This is a genomic window from Saccharothrix lopnurensis (assembly GCF_042658445.1).
GTDB classification, from domain to species: Bacteria; Actinomycetota; Actinomycetes; order Mycobacteriales; family Pseudonocardiaceae; genus Actinosynnema; species Actinosynnema lopnurensis.
This window is the reverse complement of sequence record NZ_JBHSQO010000017.1, coordinates 137,279-153,218: the sequence shown is the minus strand read 5'-3', so window position 1 is coordinate 153,218 and position 15,940 is coordinate 137,279. Positions and strand designations below refer to the sequence as shown.

Here is a 15,940-nt window from a genome sequence, read left to right as displayed (position 1 = left end):
CCGAGTGGACCCGCCCAGGGCAAGGCGGGAACCGAGAGCCGGAACTCCGGGCGACGGGTAGTGCCCTCGTGCCCCACGAGCGAGTTGTTCTCGCACGGTAGTGGTGTTCCGGCACTCCTTTCGGTGGTCGCGGACGAGACCGCCGGGAGCACTCCTGGTCGGTCGAACAGCGTGCCGACACCCCTCGTGCGGTCATCCCGCCGGCTCCGACACCGACAGCGGCCTGCCCCTGCCGGTGGCCGGCGAGGTCGTCGACGTGGCGCGCGGGTTCGGCGCGGACCTGCGGCCGGAGCCGACCCCGGCGCGGGTGGAGAGCACCACGCCGGTGTGCCGGGGGTGCGCGAGGTGCGCGGGCACCTGCCGACCGCGCGGCCCCTCCGGCCACCTGCCGACCGCCGCGCCCCGGCCTCCCACCCGCTGGGCCGCCTCGTCCGGCACGTGCGGCCGGTGCTGCGCCGGACCGGGGAGCTGCGCGCGGTCAACTCCCTGCTCACCGAGATCCTCCAGGCAGGCAACGGGGCCGTGCGGCAGCGGCGGGCCCTCCAGCGGGACGTGCGGCCGGCGGACGTGGTGGCGGTGCTGAGCCGCCACACCGGCCAGGACTGCCTGCCGGAGACCGCGGCCTGATCGCGCCCGGTGGATCGGCGCGGGCGGTGTTTGCCCCCGCCCGCGCCGGGAACTCCGGCCCGTGGCGGAGGCCGGGCGGCGGTGCGAAGGGCGGGCACGGGTGGCGACCTCATCGGTTGGGCCGACGCGGGTGAGGACGTCGGCGCTGGCCGCGGGCGTGATCGGGGCGGCGGTGATGGCCGCGGTCGACGAGATCGTGTTCCACCAGCTCCTGGGCTGGCACCACTTCTACGACCGCTCCACCCCCACCGCGGGGCTGCTCTCGGACGGCCTGCTGCACGCGGCCGAACTGCTGGCGCTGGTGGGCGGGTTCTTCTGGTTCGCCGACCTGCGGCGGCGCGGCGACCTGGTGCCGTCGGCGGCGTGGGGCGGTGCCCTGCTCGGGGCGGGCGCCTTCCAGCTGTTCGACGGCCTGGTCAACCACAAGGTCTTCCGGCTGCACCAGGTGCGCTACGGGGTGGACGTGCTGCCCTACGACCTGGTGTGGAACTCCGCCGGCGCGCTGCTCCTGGTCGTCGGGGCCGTGATCACCCGGCGCGCTGCCCGGCGGCACCGCAGTCCGGCCCACCCGCGCGGCTGACCCGGTGCCCGCCGAACCCGGACACCCGCACCACACCGGCTACGCCGTCGAGCCGGACCCCTGGCTTCGGGCGGCGCCCGCGCTGGTGGTGGCGGCCGCGCCGGCCGTGGGCTACCTGGTCGCGGCCCGCCGCGCCGCGACCGGTCCGCGCGGCTGGAGCCGGTGGCGCACCGCCGCCTGGCTGCTCGGCTGCGCCGCGGTGGCGCTGGCCCTGTCCCCGGTGCCGGCCGGTCACGACCCCCCGCGCGCACGTGGCGCGCCACCTGCTGCTGGGCATGGTCGCCCCGCTCGGGCTGGTGCTGGGCGCGCCGGTCACGCTCCTGCTCCGCGTCGCCGACCCGCGGACCAGGCGGTGGGTCGGGCGGGTGCTGCGGTCGCGGCCCGTGCACGTGCTCGGGCACCCGGCGGTGGCGGCCCTGCTGAGCGTCGGCGGGCTGTACGCGGTCGTGCTGACCCCGCTGCACCGGGCCGCCGAGCACGACCTGGTGCTGCACCACGTCCTGAACCTGCACCACCTGGCGGCCGGCTACCTGTTCACCTGGTCCATCGCCGGACCCGACCCCGCTCCCCGCCGCCCCGGCACGACGACCCGGGCGGTGGTGTTCGTCCTGGCCGCCGCCGCCCACGCCGTCCTGGCCAAGCTCCTCTACGCCGACGCCCTCGCCCTGCCGCCGACCGGGGCGGGGGACGCCGAGGCCCTGCGGGCGGCGGCCCGGCTGATGTACCACGGCGGCGACCTCGCCGAGCTGGCGCTGGCCACCGCCCTGTTCGCCGGCTGGTACCGGCGCCGAGCCCGCACCGGCTGGTACCGGCGCCGAGCCCGCGCCCCCGGTACCGCCCACCCGCCGCCGCGCCTGCCGGACCACGTGGTCCGGCAGGCGCCGTGACGCCGACTAGGGCTGGAAGATCCAGGTGTCCGAGGTGGCGCGGGCGGTGTCCAGGTCCATGCCCAGGCCGGGTTCGGCGGGGGCGTGCAGGAGGCCGTCCACCGGGTTGACCGGGTGGCGCAGGAAGTGCTGGTGCACGGCGTTCCACTTCACCAGGTCCTCCTGGTAGGGCGTGTGGATCGGCGACTGCGTCAGCGAGAAGTGCAGGGTCGCCGCGGCCGAGTGCCCGTGGGGGATGGTGATCAGGTCGTGCGCGGTCGCGTAGGCCGCGATCTTCAGGGTCTCCGAGAGGCCCCCGCACCAGTAGATGTCGGGCTGGAGCACGTCCAGCGCCCGCGCGTCGACGAACCGCCGGAAGCCCCAGCGGGTGTACTCGTGCTCCGCGCCGGCCAGCGGGATGCCCAGCCGCTCGCGCAGCTCCCGGTAGCTGTCGACGCGGTCCGGCATCACGCACTCCTCCAGCCACCGCGGCCGGTACCGCTCGATGCGGGAGGCGAGCTCCCGGACGTAGGTCACGTCCATGGCCTGCCAGCAGTCGAACATGATGTCGTAGTCGTCCCCGACCGCTTCGCGCACGGTGCGGACCAGTTCGACGTTGCGGCGCAGGCCCTCGTGCCCGCTCGTCGGCCCGAACCGGAAGAACCACTTCTGCGCGGCGTAGCCGAGGTCCCGGTACTCGACCGCCCGCTGCCGCACCAGGTCCGGGTCCGTCACGCTGAAGCCGAGCATCGACGCGTACGCCGGCACGGTCTCCCGCGTCGGTCCGCCGAGCAGCCGGTACACCGGCCGGCCCAGCCAGCGCCCGCGCAGGTCCCACAGGGCGCAGTCCACGGCGCTGATGGCCAGCATCGCGTTCCCGGCCCGCCCGTGGACCTGGCTGCGGTGCATCTGGTCCCACAGCTTCTCGCCCGCGATCGGGTCCGCGCCGAGCAGCAGGTGTCGCAGGTCCCGCGCGACGACGTAGGCGACCTGCTCGGGCACCGGCCCGCCGCGGCCGATCAGCCCCTCGTCGGTCTCGATCTCCACGAAGTGGCTGACCAGGTGGAACCCCTCCGCCGTCTGCACCCCGCCCTCGTGGTCCTCCCGGTCCCGGTACTCCGGGTACACGTCCAGCGGCCGGACCAGCCGCTGCTCCCAGAGGTCGCCTTCGGTCGGCAGGACGCCTTCCAGCCTGCGCAGCCGGACGTCAGCGATGCGCATCGACCACACCTCCCGTTCCCGCGGTCGCCCGCGAACCCCACAACCGCAGGATCAGCGTGAGCACGAGCGCGGCCAGCACGGCCATCGCGGCCAGCCAGAGCAGCCCGCCGTTGAAGTCGCCGGTGCGCTCCCGGATCACCCCGATCACCGCGGGGTTGACCACGCTGGACAGGTTGCCCAGCGCGTTGATCAGCGCGATGCCGCCCGCCGCCGCGGTGCCCGCCAGCAGCGCGGTGGGCAGGCCCCAGAACCCCGGCAGCACCCCGAAGACGCCGAACGCGGCGAAGCACAGCGCGATGAGCTTCAGCGTCGGCTGGTCGACCAGGGCCGAGGCGACCAGGCCCACCGCCGAGATGGCCAGCGCGGTGTAGAGCGCGGTGGCGCGGCGACCGGGCCGGTCCGCGAACCGACCGATGACGAGCATCCCCACCAGGCCGAAGAGGTAGGGCACGGCGGCGACGAACGTGGTGGCGGTGTTGCCCAGGCCGAACGGCAGGAGGATCTGCGGCAGGAACGTGCTGACCGCGCCGTTGAGGTTGGTCAGGCCGTAGTAGCACAGCGCGAACAGCAGCACCTGCGGGCTGAACAGCGACTTGAGCAGGCTGTGCCCGGGACCGCCGGCGGCCTCGCGGACCAGCCGCTCCCGTTCCAGGGTGGTGCTCAGCCACTCCTTCTCCCGGGCGGTGAGGAACCTGGCGTCGCCGACCTTGTTCGGCAGCAGGAACGGGATCGCCACGCCCAGCGCGACCGCGGGCAGGGCCTCGATGATGTACATCCACTGCCAGCCGTGCAGGCCCATCCAGCCGTCGAGGTTCAGCAGCACCCCGGACAGCGGGGTGCCGATGACCAGCGCGATCGGGATGCCCGCGGTGAACCCGGCCAGGACGCGGCCGCGGTGGGCCGCCGGGATCCACTGGGTGAGGTAGAAGATGACGCCGGGGAAGAAGCCCGCCTCCGCCGCGCCGAGCAGGGCGCGCATGACGTAGAGGCTCTCCGCGTTCCAGACGATCGCGTGCAGGCCGCTGATCACGCCCCAGGTGATCATGATGCGGGCGATCCACAGCCGGGCGCCGAAGCGCTGGAGGGCCAGGTTCGACGGCACCTCCAGCAGTACGTAGGGCACGAAGAACACGCTCGCGGCCACGCCGAAGGCCGCCGCGCTCAACCCGAGGTCGGCGTTCATGGTCAGGGCCGCGACACCGAGGTTGGCCCGGTCCAGGATCGCCACGAAGTAGCCGACCACCAGGACGGGCAGCAGCCTCAGGGTCAGCTTGCGCATGACGGCGGTTTCGATCATGGGTCCTCCGTTGGACGGCCGCGGCACTCGATGATGCGCGGACGCTACCGGAAACGTTTCCGGCGAGCAACGCCGCCGCACCGGCGCGGTATCTTCGGCGCATGGGAGCCGAGGAGGGGCGCGGGGCGGCGCCGTCGCGCGGCGCGGGCATCCGCGACGTGGCCCGCCAGCTCGGCATGTCGATCAGCACCGTGTCCCGGGCGATGAACGGCCGCGGCGAGGTCAGCGCGGAGACCCGCCGGCTGGTGGCCGAGACGGCCGCGGCGCTGGGCTACCGCCCCAACCAGTCCGGTCGCAGCCTGCGCCAGGGCCGGACCAACACGGTCGCCCTGGTCATGCCCACGCAGACCGCGCGCACGCAGTCCGGCGAGACCTTCTTCCTCAACGTCTGCAACGGGCTCCAGGAGGTGCTCTGGCCGCGGGGGCTGGACCTGGTGATACTGCCGTTCGGTCCGGCCGCCAAGCCCGACGAGTTCCTGCGCAACGCGGTGGACCGGCACCTGGCCGACGCCTTCGTGCTGGCCGACACCCGCCGCACCGACCCGCGGGTGGACCACCTGGTCGAGCAGCGCGTGCCGTTCGTCAGCCTGGGCCGCACCCAGGCCCACGAGCACTCCTGGCTGGACCTGGACTTCGCCGGGGTGGCCGCGCAGTCGGTGCGCAGGCTGGCCGCCGGCGGGCACCGCCGGATCGCGGTGGCCACCGCCGACCGCGACGTCAACAGCGACGTCGAGTTCCTGCGCGGCTACCGGGAGGCGGTCGCCGAGCGCGGCCTGGACGACGACCCGGGGCTGGTCCTGCGGCTGCCGGACAACCGGGACGCGGGCGGCGTGCTGGGGGAGCGGCTGCTCGCGTCGGCCGACCGGCCGACCGCGGTGGTGCTGGCGCAGGAGACGCTGGCGCCGGGGCTCTACCGGCACCTGCGCGCCAACGGCGTGGAGCCGGGGCGCGACCTGGCCGTCATCGGGTTCCGCGAGAACCCGGTGTGCGAGCACCTGGTCCCGTCGCTGACCTGCTTCCACGTCTCGCTGGAGCACTACGGGCGCCGGCTGGGCGAGCTGGTGCTGGACCGGCTGGCGCCCGCGCCCCCGCCGCCGGTGGGCGAGCTGTGGCCGATGACGCTGGTGCCCAAGGACAGCGACCGGTCCTGCTGACCTGGCGGTGCTGCCCGGAAACGTTTCCGATCATGGTCGGGGCGCATGGTCGCGGGTCCGGCGGCCGGGATGAAAGGCCCGGCACGGACGTGGCGCGAATTCCGCGGCTTCACCGGGCTCCCGCTCGTGAATTCCCCGTCGTCGATCCTCCGCGGTAACCCCGGGGGAACGGCGCGAGATCCGCGGTCGAAAACGACAAACAATCACTTTCTCGTGTTTTCGGTTTTCCGAAGGGCGACCCCTGATCCGGTGTTCACCGCTCCTACCGGGGCGGACACTGTCGCGGTGCCGGATGCCTCACCCGAAAACCCGCGAGAAGTCACGCCTTCGCCGTGGACGGGGACGACCGGCACGGCATTCCGGTCCAACGCGGTCAGGTGGGTTTCTTCGGGCGACGGCCGCGAGTTCCTCGCGAACTGCTCGGACAACGGTTGCGGCCACCTGTGGGACGTGCGCGCGGGAGAACCGGTCACCCTGCTCTCGCGGCACGACGACCGGGCCCTGTCCATCGCGGGCGCGGTGCTGCCCAGTGGCCGGCTCGTCCTCGCCACCGGGAGCGAGGACCGGACGGTCCGGACCTGGGACGGTCGCACGGGGGAGGGGCTGCGCCTGCTCGACGGGCACGCGGGCCCGGTCAACTCGGTCGACTGGGCCGTGCTCCGGGACGGCCGCGCGTTGCTCGTCACCGGCGGCGACGACGCGACGGCCCGCGTCTGGGACGGCGCCGCGGGCCGCGAGCTGACCCGGTTGTCGGCGGGCGCGGACCACGGGCACGTCGTGCACGCGGTGTCGGTGGCGGAGCTGCCGGACGGGCGCGTGTGGGTGGCGGCGCTGGTGGACGACCGCGCCGCGCGGGTCGTCCACCTGTGGGACGCGGAGACCGGAGCCGCGGTGCGCACGCTCGGCGTCCCGGGGTCCGGGGGGCGGGGCTCCGTCGCGTTGACGATCGCCCCCGACGGGCGCGCGCTGGTCGCGGCGAACCCCGGTGGCTCGGTCCGGGTGTGGGACGCCGGGAGCGGCGAGGGGCTGTGGGCGTCGCCGGGCGCCGGGTGCCACGCCGTGGCCTGGGCCGACGCCGGCGAACCGGTCCTCGTCACGGCGACCGGGGACCGCCTCGCCGTGGTGTCCGGCGCCACGGGCCGGGAGGTGGCCGCGATCCCGGTGGTCGGCGACGGGCCGTTCCGGGGGCTGGACGCGGTGGTGACGCCGGAGGGCGACCTGCTCGTGGCGGCGGCGTGGAAGGGGGACGTGCCCGCGCGGGTGTGGCGGGTTCCCCTCCGCGCGCCGGTGGCGGTGGTGCGGCCGGCTGCGGTGGTGCGGCCGGCTGAGGCGGCGGTCTGCGCTGAGGTGCGGAACGCCGGGGTGTCGAACGCGGCGGTGTCGAGCGTGACGGTGTCGAGCGCCGGGGTGTCGAGCGCGGCGGACCCGGGCTCGGCGCTGTCCGACGAAGCGGCCGACGACCTGATCGACCGCGTCGGACAGCGCTTCGTCACCTACCTCCGGTCGCGCGACCCCCGGGTGGTCCTGGCACCGGACGCCGACCGGGACTGCGCCGACCTGCACGCCTACCTCGACGCCCGCGCGCGCGAGCGGGCCGGGGCCGTCCGGGCGGTGCCGCACGAGGCCCGCCTGCGCCTGGGCCTGCTGCACCTGGTCCGGTTCAAGGCCGCCGACCGGGACCGGGCGCCCGGCGAGCTCGCGCGCGCCGTGCTGTGCCTGCGCTCCCACACCGACGACCCGGACCCGCTGCCCCCGCCGGTGGACCGGCTCGTCGGGCCCGAGGCGCACCACGACGAGCAAGCGGGCGCGGCCACGGACTTCCTGCTCGCCTCGCAGTGGTCGGACGACCCGGCGCTGCTGGACGCGGGCATCGCCCTGCTGTCCCTCGCCCTGGCGGACACCCCCGCCGACGACCCGGAGCGGGTGACCAGGTCGGCCGACCTGTGCCTGGCGCTGCGCCGCCGGTTCGAGCGCGACGGCGACGCCCTGGACCTGGACCGGGCCGTCGGGGCGGGCGGGGTCGCGGTGTCCACCCCCGGCTCGGCCCGGGTCGACCCCGTGAACCCCGGCTTCCACCTCGCCTACGCCCTGCTGGCCAGGTTCCGGGTCCGGCACGACCCCGCCGACGCCTCGCGGGCCGCCGACCTGCTGGAGTCGGTGGCGGCGGCGTTCGGTCCCGGCCCGAACCGCTCCTCGTGGCTGGACGAGGCCGCCAAGGCGCACCTGCTGCGCTACGAGCGCACCGGGGACCCGGCGGTGCTGGAGAAGGCGATCGCCCGCGCCGGGGAGGCCGCGTCCCGGCTGCCCGAGGACCCCGCCGAGGCGGGTCCGCTCCTGTTCACCCTCGCCGGCGCGCTGTTCCGCCGCTACGAGCGCACCGCGTCCGTCGACGACCTGCGGGCCGCCGTGCGTACGGGTGAGCGGTGCCTCGACGCCCTGCCGGCCGCGCACCCGGGCCGTCCCGCCCACCTGACCTCCGTGGCCCGGTTCCACCTCGGGGCCTTCTCCGCCGGCGTCGACCCGGACGGCCTGCGCCGCGCCCGCGAGCGCGGCGAGGAGGCGGTGGCCGCGCGGCCCGGCGACCCGACCGCGGTGGCCGGCCTGCTCGCCGTCCTCCAGGAGCGCTACCGCTTCCTGGGCACCGCCGAGGACCTGGACCGCGCCGTCGAACTGGGCGAGGGCCCGCTCGCCGCCGGGGGCGACCACCGCGACCTCGCGTCGATGCTCGCCGGCGCCTACCTCGGCCGCTACCGGCACGCCGGCGCGGTGGCGGACCTGGACCGGGCCATCACCACCTGGGAGGCGGAGCTGGCGGCGCGGACCGCGGCGGGCGACCGGACCACGGGCGTGGCGTCCCTGCTGGGCAGCGCGTACCAGCAGCGGTTCACCGCCTCCCACGACCTGGCGGACCTGGAGCGCGCGATCGAGCTGGGCGAGCGGACCGTGGGCCCGGTCAACCGGCTCGACCCGGACCTGGGCGACCGCTGCGGCAGGCTCGCCACCAGCCACCAGCGCGCCCACGAGGTCGGCCTGGGCGGGGAGCACCTGCGGCGCGCGGTCGACCTCGGGGAGCTGGCGGTAGCGGCCACCCCGCCGGGGCACCCCGGCCGGGCCGGGTGGCTGGCCGACCTCGCGACCGCCTACCGGGCCCGCCCCGATCGCACGCCCGAGGACCTGGACCGGGCGGTGGGCCTGGCCGAGCGGGCGCTGGCCGAGCCGGTCGGGACCGGGACGGGCCGGATCGCCGTGGTGGGCGCCCTCGCGGGGGCCCACCGCGACCGCGCCGAGCGGACCGGGGCCGCGGTGGACGCGCGGCGGCTGCGCGACCTGGTCCGCGAACTGGCCGCGGACACCGCGCCGGCCGAACGGGTGTGGGGCCACCACCAGGTGGGGGCGCTGGCGCTCACCGCCGGCGAGCACGGGACGGCCGTGGAGGTGCTCGACACCGCCATGGCCCTGCTGCCCGACGTGCCGCCCCGGGGCGCGGGGTGGGTCGACCGGCGGTACCGGCTCGGCACGGTCGCGGGCCTGGTCGGCACGGCGGTCGCCGCCCACTGCGCCGCGGGCGACCCGGCGGGCGCGGTGGAGGTGGCCGAGCAGGGGCGCGGCGTCCTGCTGGCCGACCACGCCGGCACCCGCACCGACCTGACCCGGCTGGACCGGGTGCGACCCGACCTGGCCGACCGGCTGCGCCGGGTGCGGCGGTCGCTGAACGGGCCGGTGCCGCCCGGGACCGACCGGGAGCGGGCGTGGCGCGAGCACGACGCGGTGATCGCCGAGATCGGGGACCGCCCCGGCGGCGAGGACTTCCTGCGCCGCCCGCGCCTGGCCGACCTGGTGGAGGCCGTGGCGGGCGGTGCGGCGGTGGTGGTCAACGTGGCCGGAGACCGCGGTGACGCGGTGGTCGTGCGGTCCTCCGGCGACCCGCTGCGCGTCGGGCTGCCGGGTCTGCGGGCGGCCGAGGTGGAGGAGCGCGCCATCGCCCTGACCGAGGTGACGACCGGGACGTCCCCGGCCGACCGGCTGCGCCGGGAACGGGTGCTGCCCGAGGTCCTGACCTGGCTGTGGGACGTCGTCGCCGAACCGGTGCTGGCCGCGCTGCCGGCCGGGCCGGAGCCGCGGCGGATCTGGTGGCTGCCCACCGGCCACCTCGGGGTGTTCCCGCTGCACGCCGCCTGCCGCCCGGACCGCCCCGGCGTGCTGGACCTGGCGATCTCCTCGTACGTCCCGACGCTGCGGGCCCTGCGGGACGCGCGCCGCCGCGCGCCCGCACCGGCGCGGCGGCAGCTCGTGGTCTCCCTGGAGAGCACCCCCGGCCTGCCCGACCTGCCCGGCACCGCGCGGGAGGCCCTCGGGCTGGGCGGTCTCGGCACGCTGCTGCGCGACCGGGAGGCCACGGTCGACCGGGTCCTGGCGGCGCTGCCCGGGGCGACGTGGGCGCACTTCGCCTGCCACGCCGAGGCCGACCTGCTCTCCCCGGCCGACAGCAACCTCCGGCTCGACGACGGCCCTCTCCGGCTGCCCGCGATCGGCGGGCTCGACCTGCCCGGGGCGGAGCTGGCCTACCTGTCCGCGTGCTCGACGGCCCACCACGGCGGTCGGCACGCGGACGAGGTGCTGAACCTGGCCTCGGCGTTCCAGCTGGCCGGGTTCCGGCACGTGATCGCCGGTCTGTGGCCGCTGGACGACCGGGTGGCCGCCGACGCGGCCGCCGCCTTCTACCGCGACCTCGCCGGGACGCAGGCCCAAGCCGACATCCCCGCCGTCGACACCCCCACCGCCGCCGACACCCCCACCGCGGACGGCGCCGCCGGCGCGCTGCGCCGGGTCGCCCTCGCGCTGCGCGCCGCCGACCCGGGTGCCGCCCACCTGTGGGCCGCGCTGGTCCACAGCGGCCCGTGACGCCCGCGGCCCGCACCGAGCCGCCCACGCCGCGTTCGCCGGGGCCGTCGCGGCCGCCGGCTGGGCGTGGTCGCTGGTCGCCCCCGGTCGTGGTCGGGGTGGAAGGTGAGGGCGGGTCCCTGGTGCGCAAGGGCAGGCGAACGCGGGTCCACCGCCGCCGCCCCCTCCGGCGGCGGTGGTCCACCGGGCTCACCCCGTGGGCGGGGCCGTGCAGGGCGCTCCACCGCACACGTCGACGACCACGCCGGTGGTCAGGAAAACGGCCTTCTGCCGCCGCGCGTCGACCGACGAGCGCGGGTCGGCGTGCGGGTCGCGGCCGTGCTCCGCCCCGGTCGGCGGGGTGTTCGTGGTCGGCGGGGCGGGGGTGCCGCTGTCCCACACCACCACCGCGGAACCGGCGTGGGGCAACCGCACCGGCTCGACGCCCCAGTGCGGGACGCGGTCCGGGCTGCGGCCGGGCGCCAGGGCGGGTGCGGCGAGGCGCGCGCCGATCGTGCGGGCCTGCGCGTCCGCCGCGACGTTCGCCACCTGGTGGTCACCGAACGCGATGTGCATCAGGACGCGGCGGTCGCCGAGGTGGTTGGCGTAGCCGTTGGTCTCGCCCCGGTCCCACAGCAGTTGCAGCAGCTGGAGCACCACCTGCTGGCGCAGCCGGTCCGGGTAGGACAGGTCGAGCACCTGCTGGAACGGGGCGAAGGCGCTGCTGCGGTTGAGCAGCACGCCGTAGTTCATGCCGGTGACGCCCAGGACCGCGGTGCGGATGTCCGGCGAGGCCGCCACCAGCGCGCCGCCCAGGATGCCGCCCTGGCTGTTGCCGTCGAAGACCAGCGGGCGGGTGGTGTCGACCAGCGGGCGGCCGTCGCCGGTGCGGAACGCCGGGTGCGCCGCGAACCCCTCCGGGTGGGTCAGCGCCCGGCCCAGGAAGATCGCGTTGAGCAGGCCCTGCTGCGAGCGCTCCGGGATCGCCGGGAACGCGGTGACGTCCGCGAGCGCGGCCAGCACCACCGGGATGTCGTCCTGCGCCATGCCGATCCAGTCGGTGGCGCAGAAGGTGAACCCGTGCTCGGCGGCCATCGCCTTCACGTTGCCCGCGCCCACCTCCGAGCGCGAGCCCAGCAGCCCGTGGCCGTACAGGGCGGGCCACGACGGGCGGTCGAACGCCGAGCGCGGCACCTCGCAGCGGAACCGCGCCTCGACCGGGCCGAACGGCGAGCGGCGCGGCGCGCCGTCCCGGCCGCGCCGCAGCAGCGAACCGGGCAGGCCGCCGGGCAGCGTCAGGTAGCTGGGCACGGTGACCCGGCCGGTGACCTCGCGGGCGATGCGCGCGTCCTGCTCGGGCGTGAAGTCGGTGACCCCGGTGACGGTCGAGGCCGGCGCGCGCGACCCCAGGGCGCGCAGGGCGTCGTCGCGGAGGGTGACCAGGTCGCCGGTGAGGCTGCGCGTGCTCGCCACGGTGAAGTCCCACGCCAGGTGCAGGGAGGCCGGGTCGAGGCCGTGCGCGGCGAGCGCCGCCAGGGCCGGCCGCAGCTGCCGCTGCCGGGCGCGCAGCGGGTCGTGCCCGGCCAGGCGCGCCCCGGCGACCCGGGCGAACGCCGGGTTCGGCGGGATCTCGCGGCCGGCGGCGTCCCGCGGGCCGCGCAGCGCCACGACGTACCGGTGCCCGTCGCGGAGGTTGCGGGCGGGGTGGATCAGCAGCGCGCGCCGCCGCGGGTCGTTGGAGTCGATCTCGGCCCAGTGCGGCCACCGCTCGCCGGTCGCCTCCTCCAGCAGCACGACGGGCGAGTCCGCGTCGAGCGAGCGGCCGATGTCGGTGACCGGGGCCATCCCGCTCGCCACCGGGTCCAGGCCCGGCACGTGGGCGATCAGCGTGGCGCCGGGGGAGAAGCCGTCGGCCCGGTTCCACGCCGTCGGGTTCACCGCGCTGCCCGAAGCGTTGCGCGGCAGCACGTCCGGGGTGAACGCGACCCGTCGCCCGGTGGGCGTGGTCGGGTCGGCCCGGGTGTGCCAGTCGCTGGGGAAGGGCAGCAGGCACTCGGTGCCCCCGCCGAGCGGGTCGCAGCCCCCGGGCTGGGCGGTGGCCCGCGCGGGCGCGACGACGAGGAAGGCGACCAGGGCGACGACCGGCAGCAGCCCCATGTCACGCCCCCAGGTGGTCGGCGATGATCCGGGCGTGGTTCGCCTCACCGCGCCGGTTGGGGTGCAGGGGCGCGGCGAGGTCGGTCGGCACGTACCCCTCGACCCACTTGTCCCCGGGGAGTTGGCACGCGTCGTGCCCGGCGCTCGGCGTGCGCAGGTCGACGTACTCCGCGCCGTGCGCCGCGCTCTGCTCGGCGATGACCAGGTTGAGGCGGTCGACGCCGCCCTGGAGGAAGTCGGCGTCCGCCGGCAGGACGGGCTGGACCGGCAGGCAGCCGCCGGGCCTGAGGTAGAGGCCGTAGCCGGTGGTGACCGCGCGCGCCCGCGGCGACCGCGCGCGGATCTCGGCCAGGGCGGCGGCCAGCCGGGGCGCGAACTCGGCCAGCCGCTGGGCGAGGCGCTCCTCGTGCTCACCCCGGCACGGCGTGGCCGCGGGGTCGAGCCGCACGCAGTCCTGCGCGATGCCGACCAGGCCGACGTCGTTGCCGCCCATGGTCAGCGTGACCAGGTCGGTGTCCGGGCGCAGCGCGTCGAACTGCGGCGGCGCGGTGCCGGCGGGCAGGTCGAGCAGCGACAGCTCCTGCGGCTGGGTCAGGTGCCTGCTCGACGCGCCGCCGCACGTCACGTCGGTCAGCGCCGCGCCGAGCCGGGCCGCCAGCTCGTGCGGGTAGTTGCGCGTGGACCGGCCGCAGGCCAGGGGACCGGTCGGGGTCGGGATCAGCGGTCCGGACGCCGCGGAGTCGCCGAGCGCGACGTACGACGGGGGTTCCGCCGCCGCGACCGGCGACGCGGGTAACACCACCGGCGTGGCCAGGGCGACCACGCCCGCGGCGGCGGACAGGGCACGGCGAAGGCGTGCGTTCATCAGGGGACCTCCGGGGGAACGTGTGACCGGCGTCACTGCTCACCCGGCAGCCTGCCGGACGAGCGGTGGTCCTGACCACCGCTCCCGCCGCCGCGTCGTCCGGTCAGAGCAGCAGCGGCGTGCCCGGCTCGACCCCGCACAGCGCGCGGCCGTAGTGCTCGATGCCGGTGGTGGGGATCAGCACCGCGTGCGTGGCCAGCGCCTGGACGTCCCGGGCGATGCGGTGGAGGGGGAACGCCGTGGAGATGCCCGACGCCCCCGAGCCCAGGCGCAGCGCCTCGACCGCCTCGGCGCACAGCCGCGTCGCGTAGGCCACCTGGCCCCAGACCCTGGCCCGGTCCTGCCGGTCGCACCCCGCGCCGGTGGCCACGCGCTCGTCGAGCAGGTCGGCCGCCTGCTCGGCCAGCAGGCGGGCGGCGTCCACCTTCAGCCTGCTCTCGGCGACCTGGTGGTGGGTGATCGCGGCGTCGCGGTGGTGGGCGTGGCCGGTGTAGGCGACCGGACCGCGGCGGGGGAGGCGGTCGAGGTGGAACTCGTACGCGGCCTCGGCCAGGCCCAGGAACGACGCGGCGGCGCTGGTGACCAGGTAGGGCAGCGGGGGGTGGCGGAAGAAGGGCGAGTCCGCGTTGCGCTCGCTGCGGTGCTCCTGGTCGAGCAGCCGCGCCGACGGGATCGCGTACCGGTGCGGGACGAAGACGTCCCGGCCGGACACGGTGTTGCTGCCGGTGCCCTCCATACCGCTGACGTGCCAGTCGTCCTCGATGGTCAGGTCCCGCGCGGGGATGGCGAAGTGGGCCGGCCCGCCGCCCTCGACCACCGCCGGCTGGAGCAGGTACGAGGCGTCCAGGCAGCCGCTGTTGAACGGCCAGCGGCCGGACACGGAGTACCCGCCGTCGACCGCCACCGCCCGGCCGGGCACGGCCAACGTGGCGCAGTGGAAGGCTTCCGGGTCGGCGAAGACCTCCTCCTGCACCTCGTCGGGGAACTTGGCGAGCAGGAAGACGGAGTCCAGGTAGATCGTCGCGACCCAGGCCGTGGAACCGCAGCCCCGGGCGACCTCGGTGAGGGCCGCGAGCTTCGTGCGCACGTCGAGTTCGAGCCCGCCCAGGCGGCGGGGGAGGGCTGCGCGGAACAGACCGGTCTCGCGCAGCGCGTCCAGGTTCTCGCGCGGGACGCGGCGCTCGGCGGTGCAGCGCGCGGCGTTGGACCGCAGCAGGGGGACCAGGGCGCGCACCCGGTCGACGAGATCCGGCATGGTGTCCCCCGTACTCCCGACCCGGCGTCCGGCATGGCCACTGTGCCACAGGGATCACCGGCGATCGGGGTGCGCGGGACACGGCACCCGAACGGTGCCGACGCGCTCACCGCTGGTGCCTCCCCGGGCCGCGGCGCTGGGCCGATCGTGCCGGTCGGTGCTCGACCCGGGGGAACCCCCGCTCGGGCGCGGCTCACCGGCGCGCGGCGCGCACCAGCCGCAGCGGCGCCCACACCAGCAGCGCGAGCACGGCCACCAGCGGGTACTCGATGGCCGGGATGCGCACGACCTCGTCGACGCGGTCGTACCCGCGCCACGCGTAGACCCCCGGGGCCGCCACGCCGATCGCCCCGGCGACCCACCACCGCGTCGCGGCGCTCAACCCCACCCCGTGCGGCTGGGTGATCACGAAGATGCCGACGAACCCGAACAGGAACATGGGCCAGACCCCGTCCGGGCCCGAGTTCACCACCGCCACCAGCGTGCCGTGCAGCGCCACCATCAGCTCCAGCCCGAGCGTCCACCACCGGTTCGTGTGCGCGGTGGTGAACACCAGGCTGCTCTGGAACAGGAGCAGGAACATGTGGAAGAACCCGATGAGGTGGCCGCTGGTGCTCTCCACCGGGTGGTACCAGAACGTGTAGACCGCGGCCCAGCTGACCAGGTAGCCGTGGTAGCGCCGCACGAACGCCACGACGTCGGCCGCGATCGGCGCGGGGCGGCCGAAGAACAGGCCGCGCCGCTTGTCCTCCATCAGCAGCACGGCCACCAGCAGCAGCACGACCGAGCCCTGGGAGCTGAAGATCGACACGTCCTGGGCGGTGCCGTCGTAGGACCCGCGTCTGCGCGTGGTGGATCAACCCCCAGGACACGACCTGGTGCGCCACGTACCCGACCCACGCCGACGCGCGGGTCCAGGACGTCGGTTCGGGCAGCTGCCAGTAGTACCAGGAGGCCCCTTGTTCGGGCAGCAGGGCGATCCCGTGCAACCGCTGCCCGAGCAGTCACACCAGGCCGGTGAGCGCGACGCTGCCGAC

General features: G+C 76.1%; 12 protein-coding genes. 5 read left to right on the top strand and 7 right to left on the bottom strand.

Annotated features, from left to right (window positions below):
* Positions 1 to 192 precede the first annotated feature (192 nt).
* Positions 193 to 357, bottom strand: a complete 165-nt coding sequence (locus ACFP3R_RS18765; protein WP_380637523.1) for a hypothetical protein — start codon at positions 355 to 357, stop codon at positions 193 to 195.
* Here ACFP3R_RS18765 and ACFP3R_RS18760 point away from each other — a divergent pair.
* The 3 genes from ACFP3R_RS18760 to ACFP3R_RS18750 all read left to right on the top strand — a co-directional run bounded on the left by ACFP3R_RS18760 (position 346) and on the right by ACFP3R_RS18750 (position 2,094).
* Complete coding sequence (locus ACFP3R_RS18760; RefSeq protein WP_380637522.1) at positions 346 to 627, top strand: hypothetical protein; 282 nt, start codon at positions 346 to 348, stop codon at positions 625 to 627. The genes ACFP3R_RS18765 and ACFP3R_RS18760 overlap by 12 nt on opposite strands.
* Positions 628 to 757: 130 nt before the next feature.
* Positions 758 to 1,207 carry a DUF2243 domain-containing protein gene (locus tag ACFP3R_RS18755; RefSeq protein ID WP_380637521.1) on the top strand — a complete coding sequence of 150 codons (450 nt, stop codon included), beginning with the start codon at positions 758 to 760 and terminating at the stop codon, positions 1,205 to 1,207.
* Between the two features lie 251 nt (positions 1,208 to 1,458).
* Positions 1,459 to 2,094: a cytochrome c oxidase assembly protein gene (locus ACFP3R_RS18750; protein WP_380637520.1), complete on the top strand. Its 636-nt coding sequence runs from the start codon at positions 1,459 to 1,461 to the stop codon at positions 2,092 to 2,094.
* Positions 2,095 to 2,100: 6 nt separating this feature from the next.
* On the opposite strand, the gene ACFP3R_RS18745 is transcribed toward ACFP3R_RS18750, so the two are convergent.
* Both ACFP3R_RS18745 and ACFP3R_RS18740 read right to left on the bottom strand, forming a co-directional pair.
* On the bottom strand, positions 2,101 to 3,294 hold the full coding sequence (locus ACFP3R_RS18745; RefSeq protein WP_380637519.1) for an enolase C-terminal domain-like protein: 1,194 nt from the start codon (positions 3,292 to 3,294) through the stop codon (positions 2,101 to 2,103).
* Positions 3,281 to 4,591: an MFS transporter gene (locus tag ACFP3R_RS18740; RefSeq protein WP_380637518.1), complete on the bottom strand. Its 1,311-nt coding sequence runs from the start codon at positions 4,589 to 4,591 to the stop codon at positions 3,281 to 3,283. Before ACFP3R_RS18740 ends, ACFP3R_RS18745 begins: the two co-directional genes overlap by 14 nt.
* A gap of 101 nt (positions 4,592 to 4,692) precedes the next feature.
* Here ACFP3R_RS18740 and ACFP3R_RS18735 point away from each other — a divergent pair, with 101 nt between their 5' ends.
* A complete protein-coding gene (locus ACFP3R_RS18735) occupies positions 4,693 to 5,745 on the top strand; it encodes a LacI family DNA-binding transcriptional regulator (RefSeq protein WP_380637517.1) in 1,053 nt (350 codons plus the stop codon).
* 450 nt (positions 5,746 to 6,195) lie between these two features.
* The gene (locus tag ACFP3R_RS18730; protein WP_380637516.1) at positions 6,196 to 10,647 is read left to right on the top strand and encodes a CHAT domain-containing protein; all 4,452 of its coding nucleotides are present in this window, start codon (positions 6,196 to 6,198) and stop codon (positions 10,645 to 10,647) included.
* Positions 10,648 to 10,836: 189 nt separating this feature from the next.
* Here the strand turns inward: ACFP3R_RS18730 and ACFP3R_RS18725 are convergent, their stop codons facing one another.
* The 4 genes from ACFP3R_RS18725 to ACFP3R_RS18710 all read right to left on the bottom strand — a co-directional run bounded on the left by ACFP3R_RS18725 (position 10,837) and on the right by ACFP3R_RS18710 (position 15,714).
* Complete coding sequence (locus ACFP3R_RS18725) at positions 10,837 to 12,783, bottom strand: hypothetical protein (RefSeq protein WP_380637515.1); 1,947 nt, start codon at positions 12,781 to 12,783, stop codon at positions 10,837 to 10,839.
* Between the two features lies 1 nt (position 12,784).
* Complete coding sequence (locus ACFP3R_RS18720) at positions 12,785 to 13,648, bottom strand: SGNH/GDSL hydrolase family protein (protein WP_380637514.1); 864 nt, start codon at positions 13,646 to 13,648, stop codon at positions 12,785 to 12,787.
* 103 nt (positions 13,649 to 13,751) lie between these two features.
* Positions 13,752 to 14,903: an acyl-CoA dehydrogenase family protein gene (locus ACFP3R_RS18715; protein ID WP_380637513.1), complete on the bottom strand. Its 1,152-nt coding sequence runs from the start codon at positions 14,901 to 14,903 to the stop codon at positions 13,752 to 13,754.
* A gap of 193 nt (positions 14,904 to 15,096) precedes the next feature.
* Entirely contained in the window at positions 15,097 to 15,714 is a 618-nt protein-coding gene (locus ACFP3R_RS18710) for a hypothetical protein (protein WP_380637512.1), read from the bottom strand.
* Between the last annotated feature and the right edge of the window lie 226 nt (positions 15,715 to 15,940).

Coding starts and splice junctions, on each gene's coding strand:
- ACFP3R_RS18745 (WP_380637519.1), bottom strand. CDS start 3,294: ATGCGCATCGCTGACGTCCGGCTGCGCAGGCTGGAAGGCGTCCTGCCG.
- ACFP3R_RS18740 (WP_380637518.1), bottom strand. CDS start 4,591: ATGATCGAAACCGCCGTCATGCGCAAGCTGACCCTGAGGCTGCTGCCC.
- ACFP3R_RS18735 (WP_380637517.1), top strand. CDS start 4,693: ATGGGAGCCGAGGAGGGGCGCGGGGCGGCGCCGTCGCGCGGCGCGGGC.
- ACFP3R_RS18725 (WP_380637515.1), bottom strand. CDS start 12,783: ATGGGGCTGCTGCCGGTCGTCGCCCTGGTCGCCTTCCTCGTCGTCGCG.
- ACFP3R_RS18720 (WP_380637514.1), bottom strand. CDS start 13,648: ATGAACGCACGCCTTCGCCGTGCCCTGTCCGCCGCCGCGGGCGTGGTC.
- ACFP3R_RS18715 (WP_380637513.1), bottom strand. CDS start 14,903: ATGCCGGATCTCGTCGACCGGGTGCGCGCCCTGGTCCCCCTGCTGCGG.